The organism is Marivirga sp., assembly GCF_035704835.1.
In the GTDB taxonomy this organism is placed as follows: Bacteria; Bacteroidota; Bacteroidia; order Cytophagales; family Cyclobacteriaceae; genus Marivirga.
The window spans coordinates 25910-47215 of sequence record NZ_DASSWQ010000064.1; the positions used below are offsets into that span (position 1 = coordinate 25910).

Consider the following 21306-nt stretch of genomic DNA (forward strand, 5'->3'; position numbering starts at 1 on the left):
TCAAAATCTATTTAATAAGAGATTATGAATCTAAAAGACATTAAAAGCATCGGTATAGTAGGGGCTGGAACCATGGGTTCAGGTATTGCGCAGATAAGTGCTATGGCCGGTTATAAAACTATTCTTTTTGATATTCAAAAGGCAGCTTTGGATAAAGCCAAAAGTGCAGTTACCAAAAACTTAGATAAAGGAATTGAAAAAGATAAAGTACCTCAAGAACAAAAAGATGCTTGTCTTCAAAACATTAGTTTTTTATCTAAATTAGACGAACTTAAAGCAGATGTTATCATTGAAGCAGTAGTTGAAAAACTACAAGTTAAGATTGATATTTTCAGTCAGCTGGAAAAAATCAATTCTAAAAGTACCATTTTAGCAACAAATACTTCTTCTATTCCTATAACACAAATCGGCGCAGGGCTTCAAAATCCTGAACGATTGGTGGGCATGCATTTTTTCAATCCTGCCCACATCATGAAATTGGTAGAGGTTATTTCAGGGGCTGCGACTAATCCTGAAATTGCAGCAACCACTAAGGCATTAGCCGAAAAAATGGGCAAAAAAGCCGTGATGGCAAAAGATTCGCCTGGTTTTATCGTTAATCGAGTGGCTCGTCATTTTTATGTGGAATCTTTAAAGATAGCCGAAGAAAATGTAGCTGATTTCGAACAAATTGACAGATTAGTGGAAAGTTCGGGATTTAAAATGGGCCCTTTTCGGTTAATGGATTTGATAGGCGTGGATACTAACTTTTCCGTAACCAAATCGATGTTTGAATCATTTTATTATGACAGCAAATTCAGACCAAGCAGAATACAGCAACAAAAAGTGGATGCCGGCCATCACGGAAGAAAAAGTGGCAAAGGATTTTATGACTATAATTAAGAAAATTAGTATAATATTATTGTTTTTTTCAATTTCTATTGCTTGCAAAAATGAAATTGATCCAGAAATTTTTGTTGATGAACTCCCATTGCCAGATCCGTTTCAGATAAGTCTTAATTTATCGTTGCCTGCTTATCAGTCACTACAATTTGAAAATCATTTAATTCTTGATGATTATGGCATAAATGGAATTATCATTATAAAAAGAGGTGATAGAGATTATGCAGCATTTGAAAGAACCTGTCCTTATGAGCCTGAAAAAGAATGTTCAAGAATTGAATTTTTGAATTTAGGAGGTACAGGAGAATCTCGTCTAGCATGTGAATGTGGAAATTCATTCTATAATTTAAGTGGTTACCCTACCAATAGTCCTTCGCCCAGAAAACTAAGGGAATATTACACCAGCCTTTCTGGTAGAAATTTATATATCGATAATACTATTGTGAATAGTGAGAATAGGTAATTCAGTAGGTACGCATTAGAAAACGCACATCAGTACAGAATTGAGTGCTAGAGCTTCCCAGCACGTACCTTATACCATTCTATAGAAACGCGTTTTTCAAGTGTATCCTATTTATAAACCTAAAATTTCATAATCACAGTAATTTTTGATCATATTTATATAATATTGCTCTTTAATAAGTCACTTTAAATTAAGATATGAGCATTCTTAAAGCCCTATTATATACTGTTCTGCTTTTTGTTATAGGGGTGATTTTATCATTTGGCTTTCAGTCTGTAATCGCATTATTAGATTTAAATTTAGAATATTTAATTCATTATAATTCAGTTACCAGAATATTAACTAAAATATTACAATATTCAGTTATTCTTTTTCTAGCCTTTAAACTTTGGTTTGCACCCAGCTATCTTTTATTAAAAATAAAGAAGATTAAATGGGAAACGGTTCTCTTAATTCTAATAGTAAGTATAGGATTCGAAATTTTTGCCAAAATATTTTTAGAACTTAAAGTATTCCTTAATGACAATAAACTTGCTTTTGAAAGCATCAATCACACTGATTATAAATCTGAATATTTTTGGAGATACGACTTAATACGTGCTGTAATTTTAGCACCCATTTTAGAGGAACTGTTTTTTAGAAAAATCTTATTCACTAGAATGCTGAAAAAATATTCATTTGGAATATCTGCTATCGTTTCAAGCATATGCTTTGCCTTTATTCACATTCCCAATTGGTTGAATTTAGTGCCGACTTTCTTATTTGGAATTATTAGTTGCTGGATATATGTAAAAACCAAAAACATTCTATATCCAATACTATTACATTTTGTAGGGAATCTGATTGTTTTATTATTATCATTTCACAACCAACAAATAACTAGTTTCCTACAGGAATTAAATTATAGTTGGGTATATTGGCTAATACTTATATCCGGAGTTGGAATGACTCTATTTGGATTAAGGAAACTAAAAAAAGCTCCACTAGATTAAATGGATTGATAGGCATGTGTTTTGAAAAGCGAACCAGCTATTATTTTAGCCATTTATCTTAAATCTCTACATCTTAAATCAGTACTTTCAATTCTTTCCATTAATTTTAAGCTATGGAAAAAATGAACTGGCTAAAATTACTGAACCCAAATCGTTTAGGACAAAGCACCAAAACTAATCAATCCTCTGCACGATCATTTTTCGAGCAAGATTACGATAGAATTATTTTTTCACATCCTTTCCGCAGGTTGCAGGATAAAACCCAAGTCGTTCCTTTACCCGAGGAAGATTTTGTGCATACAAGATTGACTCACAGCTTAGAAGTAAGTGTAGTTGGTCGTTCCTTAGGCAAAAAAGTAGGAGAATCCATAGTGGATAAATATCCTGAACTAAAAGAATCAGGCTTTTCAGCTTTTGATTTTGGCGCTATAGTTGCAGCCGCTTCCTTAGCTCATGATATTGGAAATCCTCCATTTGGTCATTCAGGCGAGGATGCCATTTCAGGATTTTTCAAAACCACTTCACTAGGAAAATGGATTCAATCACAGGTTGCAGTAGAGGAATGGGAAGACTTAACACACTTTGAAGGAAATGCCCAAGGTTTTAGATTGTTCAACAGACCCGATAATCAAGGAATAAAATTAACCTATAGTACTTTAGCCGCATTTAGTAAGTATCCTCGAACGGCTCATCTTTTTGAAAAGGACAGCAGCAGAAAAAGCCAGAAAAAATATGGGTTCTTCCAAGCGGAAAAGCAATATTTTGAAGAACTGGCTAATGAATTGGGCTTAATTCGTTTGTCTAATGAAATGAGCTGGGTTCGGCATCCACTGACATTTTTGGTGGAGGCAGCCGATGATATTTGTTATCATGTAATTGATTTGGAAGATGGTTGCCGGTTGGGCTGGGTTCCATATGAGCAAGCGCGTGATTTATTGGCCAATGTTTTGGGAGATTCTTATCTGCCAGAAAAGCTAGAAAAAACAAAAGGGAAAAACGAGAAGATTGCTTATTTGCGAGCACTTTGTATCAATAAATTAATCAATGAATGTGCTGAGGTCTTCATGGAAAATGAGGATGATATTTTGAGTGGAAAGTTTGATTCCGCATTAATGAGCCAAGTTCCTTCCAAAAGAGTGTTAAGAAATATTATTGAAGTTTCTATTCAAAAAATTTATCGTTCTCATTTAGTTTTAGAAACAGAAGTGGTGGGACACAGAGTTTTGGAAGGCTTATTAGAAGAATTTTTAGGCGCATCCATAGCCCAGAAAGGAATAGAAGAATCAAGTAAGAAGGATTTAACGGTTTTTAGATTATTGCCTGAAACCTATCAGGAATTAATTACCGATACCGCAAGTCTTTACGAAATCAGTTTGTTATGTATTGATTACATCAGTGGAATGACCGACCGATATGCAATCAATCTTTATAGAAAGTTAAAAGGGATCAGCTTGCCTGGAATGAAATAGGCTTAAAAATTTACCTCAATAGTGACCAAAGAAAGCATAAGATGAATTGAATACTTAATTCATATCATGATAACTTAGTTATCTTTTTTTGAAATCTATTTTTCGTCTTTATGATACTTAATCATGTCAGAATTAAACATGAAGAAAAAGTAACAGATTTTTGCTGGTTTTATCTCAATGACCTAAGTGAATATCGTTGTGTTTGTGGTTGAAATTTATTGTCGTTAGCAGGTTTTAACATACTTAATTTTTAACCATGACTTGTCCCGTATACATCAGGAATAGATACCAAAGAAAACAAAGGGATTTTCGATTTAGCGAAATAATTCATATTAATTTGCAGGACTAATAAAAAAATTTAAATGCTGCATAAAACCAAAGGCATAGTGCTAGGGCATGTGAAATATGGAGAAAGCTCACTCATCATACAGGTGTATACTGAGAAATTTGGTATACAATCCTATATAGAAAATGGTGTACGCAAAGCAAAAGCCAAGCATAAAATGGCAATTTTTCAGCCTTTGACTTTATTGGATTTGGTGGTTTATAAAAAAACCAACAGTAGCATTAACCGCATGTCGGAAATAAAAGTAAACCCGCCTTATCGCAGTATACCGTATGAAATCATTAAGTCCTCTATAGGCATTTTCTTAGCAGAATTTCTAAACCATATTCTGCGCGGAGAGGAGGAAGATAACCTTATGATGTTTGGCTTTATTCACGATGGCCTCACTTATTTTGACCAAAAAGAAGACGATTATATAAATTTCCACTTACAATTTTTAGCTCAACTTTCTACTTATTTAGGATTCAAACCTTCTGGTGCCGCTGAAATTCTGGATGAGGTCTCACATTATCATCAGATTAAATTGCGTCCTGATGAATTAGTAAAATTGGAGGAACTTTTGGCAAATGAGATAACCTATGACTTAAAAATAAATGGAGAGCAAAGACAGCAATTGCTAAAAGTATTAATTCACTTTTACCAAATACACAGTCATTCTTTTAAAGAAATTAAATCGCTCAGGATTTTGCATGAGGTTTTGAGTTAGTGGATTAATGCATTCAGTTTAGCAAATTTGAATAAGTGAATCATCCAAACCTGCTTGATAGCAGAAAGGGAAACAGAACCTAAGTGTATGAAACTGTACTAAAATGTAAGCTATAGCAGATGTTTAACCACAAAAGAGTCAAAAGAAAACAAAAGTTTTTCAGCTTTAGCTGAAAATTAAATCAATTTGTTCAAGACATCGCACTGTACAAACGGATTATTGAAGATATTCTTTTTATATCTTAAAGGACTTAAATTGAAAAACTTTTCCAAAGCTTTGAACTTTGGAAAAGTTAGAAATACATTATTTAACCTTCTCTATAGCCTCTTCAATTCTATAAGGCCCCGAAAGGAGTTCCAGGGATTTACGGTAAGTGTTATCCGCATCCAGACTTTTCACTATCATATCGGCTACATCCCAGCGTGGAATAGAACCACTTCTTTCATCTGTTCTTTCGCCAAAATCTACTTTTCCTTTTGGCTCATCATCGGTTAAGGCTCCTGGTTTGAAAATCGTATAATTTAAGCCTGTTTGCTGCAAATAATCATCTGCGGCAGATTTAGCATTGTAATATGCTGCCATTTTTTCTGGCCATTCAGATGGATTAAAATCCGCACCAAATGCACTCACCATCATAAACCGAGTAAATTTGTGCTTTACAGCTAAATCAATTGCTTTGATAGCACCTTGCTGATCTATTGTTTTGGTTTTATCATCACCCGTACTTGCACCACTCCCTGCTGTAAAAATTACCGCATTATTTCCTTCATATGCATGACTGAAATCTTTTTCCAAATCTCCTATCACGGTTTTTATTCCTTTCTTTTTAAATTGCTCTTTTTGAGATTCTTTTCTTACCATAGCAATGGCATCATGTGGAGAATTGCTATGAATTTTATTGACGATTTTTTGACCAATTTTACCATTGGCTCCTATTACTAATATGTTCATGATTTTAAATTTACAGTTATACTATAGTATACGGAGAGTAACTTATAAGTTTAAAATTTAAAATATCTCAAAAATTAAGTTAATTTTTATCATCTTTAAATTTTAAAACGAACTTATAGTTAAGAACCATTAATCTTTTAAAATGATGAAAACTTCAGCCCTATTGTTTGTTATAGCTTGTTTTAGCGTAGTTAATTTAAAAGCCCAGGATAAACCAGTGGCTCTTATAAAAGGAGAGTCGGCTTCAGTGGAACAAAATATAGTAAAGGTGGAAGCTTTATTTCCTTCTTTGTTAGCACTGTCATATGAAAAGAAAATGGCTCAATCTATTTCGCTGTACACCACCTTGGGTGCGATGTCATACTATGGTGGAGGGACAATTGCTCGAGATATTTATGGTGCAAGTCCCTATTATATTTTCATGCCTCAAATTACAGTTCAATCCCGATTTTATCATAACCTTGGCAAAAGAGCGGCTAGTCATAAAAATACAAATAATAACGCTGCAAACTATGTAGGTCTTACTTCAAGATTTTATCATGAGGGGCTATATTTAACCAATGCAGAACGGCTTCCAAACGGTTCGGCTGTGTTGGATTTAATGATTTCTTACGGCATGCAAAGAAGTTTTTTTAAAAGAATTAATTTTGATGTGGCCTTTCAGCCAGGTCTTAGGATAACAAACAGAGGTGCGGAATTATTAGTAGGAATTAATTTACAATTAGGATTTATTGTTTTTTCAAATTGAGGTATTAAATATCCTAAATATAATATCTCAAATCCCTAGAAGAGGCTTTTAAAAATAGCTTGATATAAATCATTTTTTTGGCTGGGATTTCTCAAAACCTATTGTTTAATGGGCCCGTAACTTTATATTATTATAAGATAGAATGAAAAGACATGAACAATTCATTAAAAATAGTGACATCAGAAGAGGCGGTTTCCCATGTAAAGTCAGGCGATAGAGTTTTTATCCAAGGCGCGGCTATGACTCCAGTAAAATTAATTGACGCACTTGCCAATCGTTATGAATCTTTGGAAAATGTGGAAGTAATGCATTTGCATACAGAAGGTAGGGCAGCATATACGGAGGAGCCCTTCTTTAAATCATTTAACATTAATAGTGCTTTTGTAGGAGGTAATGTTCGAAAAGCCATTCAGGCTGGAAGAGGAGATTATATTCCGATTTTTCTCAGTGAAGTCCATTGGTTATTCAGAAGAAATATTCTGACATTGGATGTCGCTTTTATTCAAGTGTCTACTCCCGATCAACATGGTTATTGTTCTCTTGGGGTTTCTGTAGATGTTACGATTCCAGCAATCGAAACGGCCGAATTGGTAATTGCGCAAGTTAATCCGAAAGTACCAAGAACACATGGAGATGGCGTTATTCATGTCAGCCAAATAAATTATGCAATTGATGCAAATGAACCGATTCATACCCACGATATTGTAATAGCATCTGATATTGAACAAAAAATTGGTGCCCACGTGGCCGGTTTAGTGGAAGATGGAGCAACTCTTCAAATGGGAATTGGTGCGATTCCAAATGCTGCTTTACAAAATTTGGGTAACCATAAAAACCTCGGAATTCATACTGAAATGTTTTCTGATGGTATTTTACCTTTGGTAGAAAGTGGAGTTATTAATGGCAGCAATAAAAAGGTAAAAACTGGTAAGTTAGTGACTTGTTTTGCAGTGGGCTCTCAAAAACTGTATGATTTTATGGATGACAATCCATTAGTTCATATGAAAGAAGCGGCTTACACCAATGACACGGCTATCATCCGAAAAAACCCTAAAGTTACTGCTATTAATTCCGCAATAGAAATTGACTTAACAGGTCAGGTTTGTGCAGATACTATCGGGAAAATGCAATTCTCCGGGGTTGGCGGACAAATGGATTTTATCAGAGGCGCATCGCTTTCGGAAGGTGGGAAAGCAATTTTAGCAATGCCTGCTGCCACTAAAAATGGAATCAGTAAAATCGTACCTTTTTTACAAGAAGGAGCCGGAATTACCACCACTCGTGCGCACGTTCATTACGTAGTAACAGAATATGGCGTAGTTGATTTATTTGGTAAAAATTTAAAACAAAGAGCCAAAGCGATGATTTCTATAGCACATCCAGATGCGAGAGAAGAATTAGAAAAAGCGGCTTTTGAAAGATTTAAAGCGAAGTAAATGATGTTAAGATAGCTTTTCCTGAGGTCAGTTCTTTGGAAAAGTTATTTGTTTTTTTGCTACTCTTCCACTATTTTACAAAAATCCAGCATCAACATTTACTAAAAAACAATCCCTTTTCTTTTATGATATAAAAGCCATATCGAGTAAATTGAGTATAAACTATCACAGATATGGCAAAAACTATAATTGTATCGAACCGACTACCCATAAGAATAGAAAAACAAGATGGGGAAAAAGTATATAAGACAAGTGAAGGAGGATTGGCAACTGGGCTTGGCTCAATCTATAAAGAAGGTAATAATATTTGGATTGGTTGGCCAGGGATTTCTCTTGATCATGAGGAGGAGAAAGAAGTAGAAAAAGAACTGATGAACCGCAATATGCGCCCCGTTTTCTTAACGGAGCATGATGTAAAAGAATTTTATTTGGGGTTTAGTAATCAAACCTTATGGCCAGCATTCCATTATTTTATTCACCATATGCGTTTTGTGGACGAGGAATGGGAAGCCTATTACAATGCAAACAGAAAATTTGCGGATGCAATTTCGAAATGGTTAGAACCGGATGATATTATCTGGGTCCACGATTATCAGTTGATGCTGGTTCCTGAAATGCTCAGAAAGCAATTCCCCAATGTCACAATTGGTTTTTTCCAACATATCCCCTTCCCTTCCTATGAAGTTTTCAGAATGATTCCCTGGAGGAAAAAACTACTCAATGGAGTTTTAGGTGCAGATTACATTGGGTTTCACACCTATGATGATATGCGACATTTCTTGAGTAGTTGCCACCGATTAGCAAGTTATAGCTATGAAAGAAATCAAATTTTAGTTAAAAACAGATTAGTGGAAGCCGATTCACTTCCAATGGGTATAGATTTTGATAAATATTTAGAATCAGCTAAAAGTCAATTGGCTAAAGCCAAGGAGATTAGTTACCGAGATTCTTTAGGAAAACAAGAACTTATCTTATCAATGGATAGGTTAGATTATTCAAAAGGAATACCAGGAAGGCTTCAAGCATTTGATAAATTCCTAGAGAAATATCCTGAATACCAAGGTAGAGTATCGCTGTTCTTAATAGTAGTGCCATCCCGAGACCAGGTTGCAAGTTATAAAGCCTTGAAAGAGAAGGTAGAGTTTTTGGTAGGGCATGTCAATGGTAAATATGGCACTATCAATTATATACCCGTTCATTTTTATTATAGAAGTTTTCCTTTGGATGATTTATCAGCATTTTACAGAATGTGTAAAATTGCGATGATAACCCCTAAGCGTGATGGAATGAACTTGGTTTGCAAAGAATTCATAGCAAGCAGAGAGAACGAAGATGGAGTATTGATTTTAAGTGAGATGGCTGGTGCTTCAAAAGAACTTTCGGATGCTATCTTGGTGAACCCAAACGATCAAAATGAAATGGTTGATGCCATTAAGAAAGCGCTGGAAATGCCTTTAGCCGAACAAAAGCGTAGGATGAAAATCATGCAGAAAACGGTCAAAAAGTATACTATTTTCCAGTGGGTAGATTTGTTTATGAGCAATCTTAAAGATTTAAAAGAACGTCAGCGATCCATGTCCACTAAAAAGTTAGATAACAAGATCAAGAGTCGAATCACGAAAGAATTTAAGTCGGCTAAAAACCCATTAATTTTCTTGGATTATGACGGTACATTAATGCCTTTTAAAGAGAATCCGGAAGATTGTGCTCCTGATGTAGAATTATCTCAAATTTTGCATCAGTTAGCGGTAAAAGCTAAGTTAGTGGTAATTAGTGGAAGGAAAGCAGATACTTTAGAAGAGTGGTTAGATGAATTTAATATAGACCTTATTGCAGAGCATGGTATTAAAACCAAAAGAGCAGGTGCTAAATGGGAAGTCAATGGTGACTTACAGGATAATGGCTGGAAAAAAGAAGCTCGAGACATACTAGAGTTTTATATTCAAAGAACGCCAGGCTCATTTTTAGAAGAGAAAGAGCACACTTTGGTTTGGCATTACAGAAAGGTAGAAAAAGGGCTGGGAAGCTTAAGATCAAGTGAGTTGTCCAGTCATTTGAAGCATTTTATGACCAATAAAGGCTTGGATGTGATAGAAGGTGACCATGTTGTAGAAGTAAAACCATCGGTCATCAATAAAGGTAAAGCTGCTATCGAGCGATTAAAAGGTGAAAATGCAGATTTTATTATGGCATTCGGTGACGACAGAACCGATGAGGATACTTTTGAGGCTTTGCCTAAAACCGCCTTAACGGTTAAGGTGGGAAGCGGATTTTCTTTTGCAAAATATGCTGTTGAAAATAATGAGGAAGTGCGAGCGCTGCTGAAAACTTTTGTAAACGAGTAATGAGGTCTTTTTCTACAGTAGAAAGTAGAGATAAACCTATTTCTTTTTAGTAATGTAAACCTGTGGGCTCTCCTGCCATTGGACGGATCCACCAGAGGGTTTCCAGTAAATTATTGGTCTAAAAATTGAAATTGTATAGTAGTCTAAAACCAGAAATAATGAAAGCAATTTGGAATAATCAAATAGTGGCGCAGAGTGATGACACCATCGTAATTGAAGGAAATCATTATTTTCCACCAGAATCGATTAAAGAAGAGTATTTTGAAAAGACTGAATATCATACGGTTTGTCCATGGAAAGGAACCGCTTCATATTACAGCTTGAAAGTGGATGGAAAGGAAAACAAAGATGCCGCCTGGTATTATCCAGACACTAAAGAAATGGCCAAGAAATTTGAAAATTATGTGGCATTCTGGAAAGGTGTAGAGGTAACGGAATAAAAATTATTTCTTTTTAGCTAAATTTAAGCATGCAGTCAGCTCTAAAGAAACTTATTTATGCTTTCCTGATGATTATAGCCAGTATTTTGCTAGGCAGTTTGGGCTATATACTAATTGAAAGTTATAATTTTAGAGATGGAGTTTATATGTCCGTCATTACCTTCTCTACTGTTGGATTTAAAGAAGTCCAACCTTTAAGTGATGAAGGAAAGCTATTTACAGTATTATATATTATTGTAAATTTAGGTTTATTTGCTTACACAGCTTCCGTAATTTCCTCCTTTTTGTTTGAAGGAAAGTTCAAGGAAATTTATAAAACATATACAGACAAAAAAGCATTGAAAAAATTGAATGACCATATCATCATTTGTGGGTTTGGTAAAAATGGAGAAATTGCTGGATCCGGATTAGAAGTTTCTAAAAGGGAATTGGTATTCATTGAAAAAGACGCAAATGTTATCAATAGTTATAATAATGAAAAAGGGTATCAGTTATTGCATGGAGATGCAGTTTTAGAGTCAGTCTTGATAGAAGCCGGAGTTGAAAGAGCAAGTACCCTCATTACTACCCTTCCAAGTGATGCGGATAATGTTTTTATCACTTTAACAGCAAAAGAGCTCAATCCACAAATTCAAATCATAGCCAAGGCAACAGAAAGAAATACCGAAAAGAAATTAAGAAGAGCGGGGGTAGATCATGTAGTGATGCCAGATCGAGTAGGTGGTTCTTACATGGCATCTTTGGTTACAAAGCCAAGCGTAGTACAGTTTTTAGAAATACTCAATGGAGATCATGATTCAGAATATTCATTGGAAGAAATCAACCACAACCTGCTAAAGGACAAATTCAAAAATCTTTCTTTGGGTGAAATGGATGTTAAAAATAAGACAGGTGCCACAATTTTAGCCTTTAAAGACAAAGAAAAAGGTTTTGTATTTAATCCCAATTCAGATGAAGTTTGCGACAAAGGCGATGTCATCATACTGCTAGGTGATAAAAAATCAATTAAAGCATTTAAAGAAGAGTTTGTGGAATAAGGTCCTAACTTAATAAGAATTGATGAATTTCATTTAAGATATTCCACTTCCAACTCTATTTTTTCACTTAATCCTATTACCCAACTTCAATAACCCTTCCACGCTACAAAGCCCTTTCATAATCTTGACTTAAAATTTTAAGAATATTTTTTGATTTATAACTAAAAATAAATTACTTGCATCTAAGTGTGTAATATTTAACCAAAACCTAAACGAAATGTCAGCAGGCTTAAAGTATTTTGAACGGCTAAATTATTTGTCAGAGTTAATTGAAAAACAAAAAACAGGGTGTGCCGCCCAGTTAGCCAATACTTTTGATGTCTCAGAAAGAACAATTTACAGAATGATAGCTGATGTTTCTAGCTATCACAACACACCTATAAAATTCAGCAAACAAAAGAATTCTTATATTTTAGAGTACACTTGTATTTACTGACTGGATTTGGCAAACGTAAGCCTTTACTTTGCCCATGTAATAAAATTTTAACTATTTAAATTTTTAAATTATGAAAAAAGTAAAGCTTTTATTCGCAGCAAGTGCACTAGCAACAATCAGTTTTTTCGCTATTAATTCTAACGAATCCTTAGCAGGAAATGGTATTTGTGATGGGAGAACAATATGTGAACCTGGAGGAGGAGTAGATTGTAAACGTCTTGGAGAAGGATGTAATAGGGAGTGCGGCTTTTTAGAAGTAAAATTATACTAAATTTTAGAAGGGCTTATTAAAGCCCTTCTTTTGTCCAATTGATTTAAAAAAATGATTTCTAAAGTCAAAAGCAAATTAATTTATCTTGCATTCTTTCTACTTACAATGTTGTTCGGTTGTGATGATAAAAAACCATTTAAACAATGTGAAATAGATCATGAAATAATTAAGCCATCAAAAAAAAGGGATATTGTAATTGATGTAAAAGGATTACAATATAAACATGAACAGTCTCATTCAGCATATTATAATGATACGAATTGGTATATTGGGTTAGATTTAGTGCGTAATAGTTTAGACTTTTTTGATATTACAAATGAGAAGTTTGAAAAATCCATCATATTTAAAAATGATGGATCAGAAGGCTCCATTAATGTTTCTGAATTCTATTTCCATAATAAGGATAGTATTATTCTATTTTCAGAGCAAGGAAAAATTCAAGTTCGAAATATAAAAGACTCCCTAATAAACGAAATAAGCCTTAAGACCGAAAAATTAATGGGATGGTCACAAGCTGAATTAACAGCTGGATTAGGAGATAGCGAAGCAAAAATCTTTTTTGACCCCTTTAAGAAGGATCTTTATATATCTAATATCCCTCCTGTTTATTATGATAGTGATAATTATTATTCAGTACCGACAATTGTATCATTTAATCTAAAAGAGGAAGATTTTGTTGATTTCGGCACCTTGGTACCAGAAGATATAAACAATTACGAAGTGACTCCAACGACAAGAAATGATTGGCTTAACATTGTAAACTCATTCGAAGATGGTGATATCCTTGTTTCTTATTTTGACAGTCAATTTTATTCAAAAGGCAAACTAGGCAATCATGATAGTTTAAATCTGTTATGCAGAAGAAGCCATTTTTATAATCAAGAAATTCCATCTATTGATATGAATGACTTTAATAAAGAGCGCGAATACGTATTCAAAAAAGGCATTTATGCCAAAAGTTTTTTCCACTCTAAATATAATAGATATGTAAATAGCGTCAGACACAATCAAGATTATATAAATGCTGAAGGAAAGGTGAATAATCCCTATCATGCTGATTTTTCAATTCTAGTTTTAGACAATAATTTTAATGCTTTGAAAGAGTTCAAAATCCCTTCTGGAAAATATAATTTTAATAAAGTATATCCTCATTCTGAGGGTGTTTTAATTATGAAAGAAAACCCAAATGATGAAAATAATGAAGAAGATTTATTGGAGTTTAGTGTTTTTGCTATCGATTAGTTTTGGACTTGATTGTAGTAAAGTTTATGCACAGAATTTAGATCACCTATACTACTGCAATGAGAATACTGACATAGCTCAATTATTTATTATTAATCCATACTATTCTGTAGGCCATATAATTGACAATGACAATTATTTAGTTTTGTTCAATCATGAAAACCTGTCAATAGATACTCTTAATTTAGGCAACTCAAAGGACTATTTTCTGCAAAATTTAATTGTAACTGGCACCAATACGTTTTTTGTAAGTGCATTAAAATATTACAAAATTCTTGAGATCAAGGCAGGAAAATTTTCTATTATAGAGGAACAAGAATTGAAAGAAGGAAAATATAATTTACCAGATTATGCAAACCTGGAAGGAATGATATACGGACAATATATGAAAATGGAGGATATGGTTTTTTTGGAAAGACCTGAAGGAAATCGAAGAAAAGACATAGGTTATTCCTTGTACTTATTCAAGGATGGCAAGCAAATCACGTTAGTTCAAAATCAAAAAAGTGTGATAAAAGACGCTTATTCAGGAATTGGTATTCGTTCTAAAGTAATGCATTTAGATCATCATTTATTGATTCCTGTTGAAAAAGCCAATAAGATGATTGTATTTGATTTAGCTACAAATGATAAAAAGGAAATTGATTTTCCTGATGTAGAAAAAAAGAATGTAAGCTGGAATTGTTTTTATGATTTTAAAGGCAAAAAGTCTTATGCTGTCAAATTCTACAAGGATCAAAAACATGAAATTTATGCCTTAGACTTAGAAAAAGAATCCTTTATCTTATTAGAGAAAACGGAATACAAGCCCATAACTTTTGTGGATGGCAAATACCATTATACTTCGACAGAGAAGGATGAAATCACCAATAATGAAATGATTTGTCATTATTTAAAACCAATAAGTAAATGAAGAATATAATTTGTATTTTTTTTATAGTTTGTTTTTCTAGTTGTAGCAATAGTAATTCTAAATACGAATATGAAGAAGGCTTACTATTTTATTTAAAAGAAGAGACCAATATTAACCCTATTTCACTTAAAGATGATATTTTATATATAACCCCATTGGATGGATGTGAATATTGCGTTCAGCAAAATCTATATAATATTGCTAAAAACAGCAAAAGTAATTTTTCTGTTTTATTTATTGGTGAGCCTATGAACCAAGAGATTGAATCTATATACAATAATGTAATTAATGAATTTAATGGTAAAACATTTCATGATAAAAAGAACAGAATTAATTATTATGATACAGGATATGGAAAACCATTATTAGTACATTTTAAAGAAGGAGAACTAATATATGGCTTAATAATACAAGATGACTTGATACCAGAAGCTTCTAATTATATAAAGGACAATGGGTGAGACTATTAGAGGCTTAAAATAATTTTTTTCACTTTTAGTTTCAGCACTATGAATCGTCATAGTTCTGAAAAATTGATCCTCAAAAAACCCCATCATTCAATCTCTTCAAAGCTTCCGATTTGTAGCGTGTATCAACAACAATCGAGATATTGTGTCGGCTACCCCCATAAGAAATCATACGCACAGGAACGTCCTGAAGAGAGGCAAAAATTTTACTAACCAAGCCCGGTTTTTCAGCTACCATATTACCCACTAAGCAGATGATACTTTGCTCTTGGTCCACTTCTACTTCCCCGAAAGGGCGCAATTCACTTAAAATGCTATCTAGATAATAAATATTATCAATGGTAACAGAAATAGCAACCTCAGAAGTAGTAATCACATCAATTGGCGTTTTGTATTTCTCGAAAATTTCAAATACTCGTCTTAAGAAACCATAAGCCATTAACATCCGAAGTGATTTCACTTTTATAGCTGCTATACCATCTTTGGCAGCAATGGCTTTAATACCTTCTCCACTTCCCTCTTTGGTGTGAATTAAAGTTCCAGGAGCTTCTGGCTTCATGGTGTTTTTCAAACGCACGGGAATAGTTTTCTTTTGAGCGGGTCTGATACAGGAAGGATGTAGAATTTTCGCTCCGAAGTAAGCAAGCTCTGCCGCTTCCTCAAATGACAATTGCGGAATGCTAAAAGTCTTATCTACTACTCTAGGGTCATTATTATGCATCCCATCGATATCCGTCCAAATCTGGATTTCATCTGCATTTAATGCTGCTCCTACTAAAGAGGCTGTATAATCACTGCCGCCTCTTTTTAAATTGTCAATGTTGCCTTCCGCATTTCGGCAAATATAACCTTGAGTGATGATCAATTTAGTTTCAGCAGCTTGCTTTACCAATATGTCGGATAATTCTTTATTGATAAAAGCTTCATCAGGTTCAGAGAATGCATCTGTTTTGACGAAATCCAATGCGTTGATTAATGCACTGTTTAATTTATGCTCCTGCAAATGCAAATTGAAAATATTAGTGGACATCAGTTCACCTTGAGCCAGCAATTCTTTATCAATCAAATTTGTAAAAGGCTTTTTTAAACATGACTTGACAAAACTCATGCTTTCAGCAATTATAGAAGAGGCTTTATTTTTAAAAACTTCTGTTTCAAAAAGTTCTTCAATAAATTCGTCATATCGCTTTTGAAGCTTTTTAATGACTTTACCAGCTAAGTCATGCTCATTTTTGCGTAATCTTTCTCCTATTTCAACCAAAGTATTAGTCACTCCGCTCAGGGCAGAAAGAACGACTAATTTCTTATTGTTGTCTTTCGTGATGATTTCACGAATCTGATTCATGCCTTGAGGTGTGCCTACGGAAGTTCCGCCAAATTTTAATACAATCATAATCCTTTTGCTAATCCTAACATTTTTAATGCGGTAAATGCAGCTTCATCTCCTTTATTGCCATGTTTTCCTCCTGCTCTGTCCAGAGCTTGTTGCTGAGTATTGGGAGTCAGAACACCGAAAATAACGGGTTTGTTATATTTCAAGCTGACATTTGTAATGCCATTTGCCACTGCATCACAAATAAAATCGAAGTGTCTCGTTTCACCTTGGATTACGCAACCCAGGCAAATCACCGCATCTATTTCTTTTCTTTCAGCCATCCATTGCGCACCCAGACTCAATTCAAAACTTCCAGGGACATAATGTTTTTTAATATTTTCTTTAGGAATTCCGTTTTCAATCAAGGTTTCATAAGCGCCATTGTACAATGATTCGGTTACTTCTTCATTCCATTCTGAAACGATGATTGCAAACTTTTTATCCTGTAAGCCTTTCATGTTTTTACCAGAATGTTCGCTTAGGTTCTTTAGATTTGATGCCATTTTCTCGGGTTTTTTTAATAAAAAAAGGGACAGGCTTCTTTAAAACCCATCCCTTTTAGTTAATTTATTTTCTTTAATTATTGTTGAGCCTCTAATTGGAATAGGTATTTTTGCGCTTCCGTCTTTTGTTTGGAATCACTAAAATCCTCTACTATTGTTTTGTAGCTTCCGATAGCTGCTTCAATATCATTTGCTTTCTGATAAGCTAATCCTTGTTTCATTAAATAAACGGGGCTGAATTCTTCATTGCTTTTGTAATCCGCAGCTTTACCATATTGTTCTGCAGCAATAGAATAATTTCCTAATTCCATATATGCATCACCCATTAAGGCGTAAGATCTTGCTTGAACTAATAAATCATCGCTGCTGAAGCCTTCTAAATAATCAATTGCAGTTTCAAACTGACCTTGTTGAAGATACGTACTTCCCAAGTAGAAGCTTGCTAAATTTCCAGCTTTAGTGGAACCATAATCTTCTAAAATAGCCAAAAAGCCTAAATTATTTCCATCTCCATTTAAAGCAAGGTCATATTCTCCATTTTCATACCAATAAATAGCCTGAAACATTTCCTTTTGAGCTTCCTCATTCTGGTTGTTCATATAGTATCTGTAACCGAAAAAGGCTACAATTATTAAGGCAATTACTCCCCCTAATCCAAATACTATTTTTTTATTGTTTTCAATGAATTGTTCTGTTTTAGAAAGTTGCTGAGCTATTACCTCAGGGTTTTCATAAAATTCAGAACCTTGCTTCTCTTTTGATTTTGTTTTTGCCATTGCCACTATTTTAAGACCGCAAAGCTATAAAAATTTATTTATTATTACCGCATTCGTTCATTTAATAGTTTAACGCTTTGTGATTTAAACTATTAAAGCTAAAAATCGATCAGGATTATATAAATTATTTACTGCTCGGTGTGCCGCCAACCATTTTTAATCTACTATAAAAGGATAATCTTCCTGAGCATAAACGTCTTTATAGACTTCATCTATAGAAGGAAAATCAGACTCTTCAGCAAATTTCACACATTCTTTTACAAGCTCTTTTGCTTCATTATCAATTTCTTTCAACTCATCCTCTGAGGCATATTTGTTTTTCAAAATTGCCTGTCTAGCTTGTTCTATCGGGTCTTTTGCTTTATATTCCTCTAATTCTTCCTTAGTTCTATACTTAGCAGGATCCGACATAGAGTGTCCTTTATATCGATAAGTTCTGAATTCCAATAAAGTTGGGCCATCTCCTTTTCTTGCTCTTTCCGCTGCTTCTGCCACTGCATTATGAACATTCTCCACATTCATGGCATCCACGCCTTTTGAAGGCATGTCATAAGCTTCACCCAAAGTATGTAATTCGGTTACATTAGAGGTTCTTTGTACGGAAGTGCCCATGGCATAACCATTATTTTCAATGGCAAAAATCACAGGTAATTTCATGTTCATGGCCATATTTAATGCTTCATGGAAAGCACCTTGACGAACAGCACCATCTCCCATATAGGTGATGCAAATATTATCAGTTCCTTTATATTGTTCAGAAAAAGCAATACCAGCTCCCAATGGAATTTGTCCACCTACAATCCCGTGTCCACCAAAGAAATGATTTTCTTTATCGAACATGTGCATGGAACCACCTTTTCCTTTAGAAACACCAGTTTCTTTACCGTATAATTCGGCCATTACCGCTTTCGGGTCAGTTCCTAAACCAATTGGGTGCGCATGATCTCTATAAGCTGTGATATATTTATCGCCTTTTTTCAGGGCACTAACAGCACCGGCTACACAAGCCTCCTGTCCAATGTAAAGGTGGCAAAAACCACTTATTTTTTGCTGACCATATAATTGACCGGCTTTCTCCTCGAATCTTCTCATTAAGGACATGGATCTGAACCATTCCATATAGGTTTCTTTATCGAAACTCTTTTTATTGGCAGTTTTTGATTTCTTTGTAGCCATAATGCTTTTTCTTTTTTTGATGTATTTCTGTCGTCACAAAAGAATAACTTAACTTTGTTCTTCTTGTTACGGGATGCGAAAATAACGAAAAAACCCACAAGTGCGAAAAATGAAGCTCCAAAATATCCGATTAGCTCAATTCAAAAACTATACACAGGCGAATTTCGCCTTTGTGGATGGAATTAATTGCTTTTTAGGGCGAAACGGAATTGGAAAAACCAATTTGCTAGATGCGATTTATTATTTGGCATTTACGAAGAGCGCATTCAATTCGGTTGATAAAGATAATATTTTGCACGATGAAAGTTTTTTCTCCATCAAAGCCAGTTTTGAGATAGAGGAAAAAACAGCGGAAATGCTTTGTGCGGTCCGATTGGGAGAGAAAAAAATGGTGAGGTGGGATGGCAAGGAATATGAAAAGCTAAGCGAGCATATTGGAAAACTGCCTTTAGTGATGATTATTCCTCAAGATACGGATATCGTAAGAGAAGCTAGCGAAATGCGTAGAAAGTTTTTTGATAATTTACTCTGCCAGCTCGATCAGGAATATTTAAAATTATTGGTAAAATATAACCATCTCTTAAAGCAAAGAAATGCATTGCTGAAAACCTTTTTGGAGAAGAATAGATTTTCCGCTGAGCAATTAGCTCCTTATGATGAATTGATGATTCCATTGGCCATTAAAATTGCTGAAGTAAGGAATAATTTAATGGAAAATTTCTTGCCTATTTTTCAAGAGTTCTATAAAGATTTATCGGATAACCAGGAAGAAGTCGCGATTAATTATGATACCCGAGTAACAAAATCATTCGGAAATAACTTTACGTCTCAACATCAAAAAGATTTCCGACAAGGCCGGACAACCATGGGAATTCATAAAGATGATTATGTGTTTTTATCGGAAGAAAAAGCTGTTAAGAAATTCGGTTCGCAAGGACAACAGAAATCATTTGTTATTGCCCTAAAATTAGCGCAATTTGAGCTATTGAAAATATCGAAAAATCAAAAACCTCTTCTGTTGCTCGATGATATTTTTGACAAACTAGATGATAAAAGAATTGCCTATTTGTTGAAAATGATGGCAGATGGAAGGTTTGGTCAAATTTTCCTGACGGATGCCAGGCCTGAAAGAAGTAAAGAATATTTGAAAGATATTGATACAGAAAAGAAATTTTTTGAACTGGACTTAACCCCTCATGCAAATGTATAAAAAGAAAAATCCACATCCCGCCAGCGTCAGAAAATCCGAGGCCACTCCTCTGGGTCAGGTTATAAATGAAATGTTTGATGCCTATCATCTTCACAAAAAAGTGGACCAAACACAAGTTGTAAACCTTTGGCCCAAATTAATGGGAAAGGCAATTGCCAGTAGAACCAAAGGCGTTTTTATGAAAGGCGATAAGCTTTTTATTACCGTTGAATCCAGCGCATTAAAGCAGGAACTTTTAATGAGTAAGGAAAGGATTATTCATTTATTCAGACAAGAACTGGGTAAGGAGGTCGTGAAGGAAATAGTGTTGCTATAAGTTTGGGGGTTTAGCTCCTTAATCTCCAAAGGGGAGATGATGAAATGTTGCAAACAATATTTAAATGAAGAGAATTAGTATTTATTTACTATTGTTAATCGGACTGACCTTCTCATGCACAGGTAATCGAGAAGAACAATCAGGACTACTTTGGAAAATTATTTCTAAGGAGGGAAAAGTTGGTTATATTTTTGGAACAATTCATTTATACCCTAAAGATAGACTTAAAATAAGTAAGGAAGTGTTTTCGAAACTTAAGCAATGCAAAACTTTAGCACTTGAACGAAATATTAAGGATTCAATTGATCAAAAATTGTTTACAGAAAGCCTAAAAAGAGCTCAAAAATTTTTAAGAACCTATCAAGTAATTTCAGACCAATATGGAGCCGATTTAAAAAGCATGGAGGCTGAATTAATAGCTTTTGCTGATTCTTATGATATCAAGTTAACAGGTCTTGAGACTTCTACGGAATTATTATGCTTAATGGATAAGGCTCCAAATATTGCTAAAGATGAGACTGACGAATATATTTTAGAAGACTATGAAAAATCCATTAACCTATACAAAGATGAGCGGATTGACCATTTTGCCAACGCAATTTTAAATAAAGAATTGGGACTCGAAACAAGAAAGTTGTTAGTGGACCAAAGAAACAAAAATTGGATTGACAATATTGAACGTTTAATTAATCAAGACAATGTATTCATTGCTGTAGGTATGGGACATTTGGGCGGAGAAGAGGGGCTCCTAAATTTGTTAAAGGAAAAAGGATTCCAATTGGAGAGGATTAAGATTTAAATTATGG

At 34.2% G+C, this 21306-nt stretch carries 22 protein-coding genes; 17 read left to right on the plus strand and 5 right to left on the minus strand.

Annotated features, from left to right (window positions below):
• Positions 1–24: 24 nt before the first annotated feature.
• The 5 genes from VFM92_RS09885 to recO all read left to right on the plus strand — a co-directional run bounded on the left by VFM92_RS09885 (position 25) and on the right by recO (position 4858).
• Positions 25–882 (plus strand): 3-hydroxyacyl-CoA dehydrogenase NAD-binding domain-containing protein, encoded by an 858-nt coding sequence (locus VFM92_RS09885; RefSeq protein ID WP_325122053.1) that lies wholly within the window; start codon positions 25–27, stop codon positions 880–882.
• Positions 785–1345 carry a hypothetical protein gene (locus tag VFM92_RS09890; RefSeq protein ID WP_325122054.1) on the plus strand — a complete coding sequence of 187 codons (561 nt, stop codon included), beginning with the start codon at positions 785–787 and terminating at the stop codon, positions 1343–1345. The genes VFM92_RS09885 and VFM92_RS09890 overlap by 98 nt, the downstream gene beginning before the upstream one ends.
• Before the next feature lie 197 nt (positions 1346–1542).
• Positions 1543–2337 carry a type II CAAX endopeptidase family protein gene (locus tag VFM92_RS09895; protein WP_325122055.1) on the plus strand — a complete coding sequence of 265 codons (795 nt, stop codon included), beginning with the start codon at positions 1543–1545 and terminating at the stop codon, positions 2335–2337.
• Positions 2338–2459: 122 nt separating this feature from the next.
• Positions 2460–3806 carry a deoxyguanosinetriphosphate triphosphohydrolase gene (locus VFM92_RS09900; protein ID WP_325122056.1) on the plus strand — a complete coding sequence of 449 codons (1347 nt, stop codon included), beginning with the start codon at positions 2460–2462 and terminating at the stop codon, positions 3804–3806.
• Positions 3807–4168: 362 nt separating this feature from the next.
• Positions 4169–4858, plus strand: a complete 690-nt coding sequence (gene recO / locus VFM92_RS09905) for a DNA repair protein RecO (protein WP_325122057.1) — start codon at positions 4169–4171, stop codon at positions 4856–4858.
• A 303-nt stretch (positions 4859–5161) separates the two neighbouring features.
• On the opposite strand, the gene VFM92_RS09910 is transcribed toward recO, so the two are convergent.
• Complete coding sequence (locus tag VFM92_RS09910) at positions 5162–5809, minus strand: SDR family oxidoreductase (protein WP_325122058.1); 648 nt, start codon at positions 5807–5809, stop codon at positions 5162–5164.
• Between the two features lie 142 nt (positions 5810–5951).
• Between VFM92_RS09910 and VFM92_RS09915 the strand changes: the two genes are divergently transcribed.
• The 9 genes from VFM92_RS09915 to VFM92_RS09955 all read left to right on the plus strand — a co-directional run bounded on the left by VFM92_RS09915 (position 5952) and on the right by VFM92_RS09955 (position 15138).
• Positions 5952–6557: a hypothetical protein gene (locus VFM92_RS09915; RefSeq protein ID WP_325122059.1), complete on the plus strand. Its 606-nt coding sequence runs from the start codon at positions 5952–5954 to the stop codon at positions 6555–6557.
• Positions 6558–6709: 152 nt separating this feature from the next.
• Positions 6710–7993, plus strand: coding sequence for an acetyl-CoA hydrolase/transferase family protein (locus tag VFM92_RS09920; protein WP_325122060.1), 1284 nt, complete (start codon positions 6710–6712; stop codon positions 7991–7993).
• Positions 7994–8166: 173 nt separating this feature from the next.
• The gene (locus VFM92_RS09925; protein ID WP_325122061.1) at positions 8167–10338 is read left to right on the plus strand and encodes a bifunctional alpha,alpha-trehalose-phosphate synthase (UDP-forming)/trehalose-phosphatase; all 2172 of its coding nucleotides are present in this window, start codon (positions 8167–8169) and stop codon (positions 10336–10338) included.
• Positions 10339–10496: 158 nt separating this feature from the next.
• Positions 10497–10778 carry a DUF427 domain-containing protein gene (locus VFM92_RS09930; protein ID WP_325122062.1) on the plus strand — a complete coding sequence of 94 codons (282 nt, stop codon included), beginning with the start codon at positions 10497–10499 and terminating at the stop codon, positions 10776–10778.
• 29 nt (positions 10779–10807) lie between these two features.
• A complete protein-coding gene (locus tag VFM92_RS09935; protein WP_325122063.1) occupies positions 10808–11815 on the plus strand; it encodes a potassium channel protein in 1008 nt (335 codons plus the stop codon).
• Positions 11816–12321: 506 nt separating this feature from the next.
• The gene (locus VFM92_RS09940; protein WP_325122064.1) at positions 12322–12522 is read left to right on the plus strand and encodes a hypothetical protein; all 201 of its coding nucleotides are present in this window, start codon (positions 12322–12324) and stop codon (positions 12520–12522) included.
• Between the two features lie 51 nt (positions 12523–12573).
• Entirely contained in the window at positions 12574–13764 is a 1191-nt protein-coding gene (locus VFM92_RS09945) for a DUF4221 family protein (RefSeq protein WP_325122065.1), read from the plus strand.
• A complete protein-coding gene (locus VFM92_RS09950; RefSeq protein ID WP_325122066.1) occupies positions 13721–14677 on the plus strand; it encodes a hypothetical protein in 957 nt (318 codons plus the stop codon). The genes VFM92_RS09945 and VFM92_RS09950 overlap by 44 nt, the downstream gene beginning before the upstream one ends.
• Positions 14674–15138, plus strand: a complete 465-nt coding sequence (locus VFM92_RS09955) for a hypothetical protein (RefSeq protein ID WP_325122067.1) — start codon at positions 14674–14676, stop codon at positions 15136–15138. The genes VFM92_RS09950 and VFM92_RS09955 overlap by 4 nt, the downstream gene beginning before the upstream one ends.
• A gap of 79 nt (positions 15139–15217) precedes the next feature.
• On the opposite strand, the gene VFM92_RS09960 is transcribed toward VFM92_RS09955, so the two are convergent.
• The 4 genes from VFM92_RS09960 to pdhA form a co-directional block, all read right to left on the minus strand.
• On the minus strand, positions 15218–16537 hold the full coding sequence (locus tag VFM92_RS09960; protein ID WP_325122068.1) for an aspartate kinase: 1320 nt from the start codon (positions 16535–16537) through the stop codon (positions 15218–15220).
• Complete coding sequence (ribH, locus tag VFM92_RS09965) at positions 16534–17022, minus strand: 6,7-dimethyl-8-ribityllumazine synthase (RefSeq protein ID WP_325122069.1); 489 nt, start codon at positions 17020–17022, stop codon at positions 16534–16536. Before ribH ends, VFM92_RS09960 begins: the two co-directional genes overlap by 4 nt.
• A 77-nt stretch (positions 17023–17099) precedes the next feature.
• Positions 17100–17798: a tetratricopeptide repeat protein gene (locus VFM92_RS09970; protein WP_325122070.1), complete on the minus strand. Its 699-nt coding sequence runs from the start codon at positions 17796–17798 to the stop codon at positions 17100–17102.
• Between the two features lie 156 nt (positions 17799–17954).
• On the minus strand, positions 17955–18974 hold the full coding sequence (gene pdhA / locus VFM92_RS09975) for a pyruvate dehydrogenase (acetyl-transferring) E1 component subunit alpha (RefSeq protein WP_325122071.1): 1020 nt from the start codon (positions 18972–18974) through the stop codon (positions 17955–17957).
• Between the two features lie 109 nt (positions 18975–19083).
• On the opposite strand from pdhA, the gene recF reads away from it, so the two are divergent.
• The 3 genes from recF to VFM92_RS09990 all read left to right on the plus strand — a co-directional run bounded on the left by recF (position 19084) and on the right by VFM92_RS09990 (position 21299).
• A complete protein-coding gene (gene recF / locus VFM92_RS09980) occupies positions 19084–20184 on the plus strand; it encodes a DNA replication/repair protein RecF (RefSeq protein ID WP_325122072.1) in 1101 nt (366 codons plus the stop codon).
• Positions 20177–20500, plus strand: a complete 324-nt coding sequence (locus tag VFM92_RS09985; RefSeq protein ID WP_325122073.1) for a DUF721 domain-containing protein — start codon at positions 20177–20179, stop codon at positions 20498–20500. Before recF ends, VFM92_RS09985 begins: the two co-directional genes overlap by 8 nt.
• A gap of 64 nt (positions 20501–20564) precedes the next feature.
• Positions 20565–21299: a TraB/GumN family protein gene (locus VFM92_RS09990; protein ID WP_325122074.1), complete on the plus strand. Its 735-nt coding sequence runs from the start codon at positions 20565–20567 to the stop codon at positions 21297–21299.
• Positions 21300–21306: the final 7 nt, after the last annotated feature.